Below are 2293 nucleotides of genomic sequence, written 5' to 3'. Positions count from 1 at the left end.
GCCACGACTGCCCCTCGGTCAGCGATGCGATGCGCCGGGCGATCCCCGGCCCGCCATCGACGAACCGCACGCCGGGCTCGACCGCCGCCATCTGCGCCGCCAGCAGCGGAAAATGCGTGCAGGCGTTGACGATCACGTCGATCCGGTCCCCGCCCGGCTGGGCGAACAAGCCGTCAAGCTCGTGCGCCACCGCCGCCTCCGGCGCGACCTGCCCGGCCAGTTCCGACTCCGCCAGCGTCACCAGCCCCGCCGATCCGTGGCGCAGTACCGTGCAATCCGCGGCGAAGCGCGCCGCCAGATCGTCCACATAGGGCTGGCGCACGGTCGCCTCCGTCCCCAGCACGCCGATGACGCGCGTCGCGCTCATCGCGGCGGCGGGCTTGATCGCGGGCACGGTGCCGACGACGGGTACGTCCAGCGCGGCGCGCACCGCAGGCAGCGCGATCGTCGAGGCGGTGTTGCACGCGATCACCGCCAGTCGCGGGCGATATCGTTCGACCAGCCGCCCCAGCAGCGCGGGGACGCGCGCGGCGATCTCCGCCTCGCTGCGGATGCCATAAGGGAAGAACGCCGAATCGGCAGCGTAGACGATCGGCGCGGTCGGCAGCAGCGCATGGGTCGGCGCCACCACCGACAGGCCGCCGACACCGGAATCGAAAAACAGGATCGGGCGCGCATCGCTCATCCTGCCGCGCTTAGGGTCAGGACCCGCGCCCGGCAATCAGATCACGCAAATCTGGGCATGGCATCGCGCCGGACTTTTCGCTAGAAGCGGGACAAAAGGGGATCAACGCTGACCAACGCCATCGTCTGGATGCCGCCCGTCGCGGCGCTGCTCGGCGGCTATCTGCTGGGCTCGATCCCGTTCGGGGTGCTGCTGACACGCGCGTTCGGGGCGGGCGACCTGCGGCAGATCGGCTCGGGCAATATCGGCGCCACCAACGTGCTGCGCACCGGGCGCAAGGGGCTGGCCGCTGCCACATTGCTGCTCGACATGGGCAAGGGGCTGGCGGCGGTACTGCTGGCGGCGTGGCTGCTGCCGGGCGAGGCACCGCTGGCCGCGGCGGGCGCGTTCGTCGGCCATTGCTATCCGGTGTGGCTGGGGTTCCGCGGCGGCAAGGGCGTGGCGACGCTGATGGGCATCGCGCTGGGGCTGTGGTGGCCGCTGGGGCTGGTGTTCGCGGCGCTGTGGCTGGGGCTGCTCGCCGCGACGTGCATCTCCTCGCTGGCGGGGATGACCGCGGCGATCGGGACGCCGGTGGCCGCGGCGATGCTGGGGCGGTTCGACATCGTCCCGCTGCTGATGGCGCTGGCCGGGATCGTCCTGTGGAAGCATCGCGCCAATGTCGCGCGGCTGATCGACGGGACCGAACCGCGCGTCGGCGCGAAGAAGGCGGCGCCCACCGACGGTCCGGCGGAGAGCGGCGCGGGTGAGTGAGGCGCTGGCGCGGCTGCGGTTGATCCGCACGCCGTCGATCGGGCCGGTCACCTATCGTCAGCTGATCGCACGCTTCGGCACCGCCGCCGCCGCGATCGACGCGCTTCCCGATCTGGCGCGGCGCGGCGGCGGACGCGCGCCGATAGTGCCGCCGGTCGCGCTGGCGGAACGCGAAAGCGCGCTGCTGGCGCGGATCGGCGCGCGCCACCTGTTCCTGGGCGATGCCGATTATCCGCGTCTGCTGGCCGAAAGCGACAATCCCCCGGCGGTGCTGACCGCGCGCGGCGACCTCTCGCTGGCGGCGCGGCTGCCGGTGGCGATGGTCGGCGCGCGCAACGCCTCCGCCGCGGCGTGCCGCTTCGCGCGGCAGATCGCCCACGCGCTGTCGACGCGCGGCGCGACGGTCGTGTCGGGGCTGGCGCGCGGGATCGACACCGCCGCGCACGACGGCGCGCTGCCCGCGACGATCGGCGTGATCGCGGGCGGGATCGACGTGGTCTATCCGCCCGAAAACACCGCGGTACAGGAACGGATCGCCCAGGAAGGGCTGCTGCTCGCCGAAATGCCGCCGGGGACCGAGCCGCGCGCCCGGCATTTCCCGCATCGCAACCGCATTATCGCCGGCCTGTCGCTGGGGACGTTGGTGGTGGAGGCGGCGCCGCGGTCCGGCTCGCTCATCACCGCGCGGCTGGCGGGCGAGGCGGGGCGCGAGGTGATGGCGGTGCCCGGCCACCCGCTCGATCCGCGCGCGCACGGCTGCAACGCGCTGATCCGCGACGGCGCGACGCTGATCCAGACCGCCGACGACGTGCTGGAACAGATCCGCCCGATCGACGCCCGCGCCGCGGTCCGCTC

At 73.2% G+C, this 2293-nt stretch carries 3 protein-coding genes; 2 read left to right on the top strand and 1 reads right to left on the bottom strand.

All coding sequences use genetic code 11. The features are described 5' to 3' along the window. The coding region (gene murI, locus AX685_RS14975) for a glutamate racemase (protein ID WP_066490096.1) at positions 1-685 on the bottom strand (685 nt) is incomplete at its 3' end. Between the two features lie 129 nt (positions 686-814). Between murI and plsY the strand changes: the two genes are divergently transcribed. Together plsY and dprA are read left to right on the top strand one after the other, a co-directional pair. Continuing rightward, entirely contained in the window at positions 815-1438 is a 624-nt protein-coding gene (gene plsY / locus AX685_RS14970; RefSeq protein WP_066490094.1) for a glycerol-3-phosphate 1-O-acyltransferase PlsY, read from the top strand. Next, the coding region (gene dprA / locus AX685_RS14965; RefSeq protein WP_066490091.1) for a DNA-processing protein DprA at positions 1431-2293 on the top strand (863 nt) is incomplete at its 3' end. The genes plsY and dprA, both read left to right, overlap by 8 nt.

This window comes from Sphingomonas sp. CCH9-F2, from assembly GCF_001556735.1.
Classification (GTDB): Bacteria; Pseudomonadota; Alphaproteobacteria; order Sphingomonadales; family Sphingomonadaceae; genus Sphingomonas; species Sphingomonas ginsenosidimutans.
The sequence above is the reverse complement of the archived record's forward strand: the minus strand, read 5'-3'. Positions and strand labels throughout refer to the sequence as shown.

Coding starts and splice junctions, on each gene's coding strand:
- plsY (WP_066490094.1), top strand. CDS start 815: ATGCCGCCCGTCGCGGCGCTGCTCGGCGGCTATCTGCTGGGCTCGATC.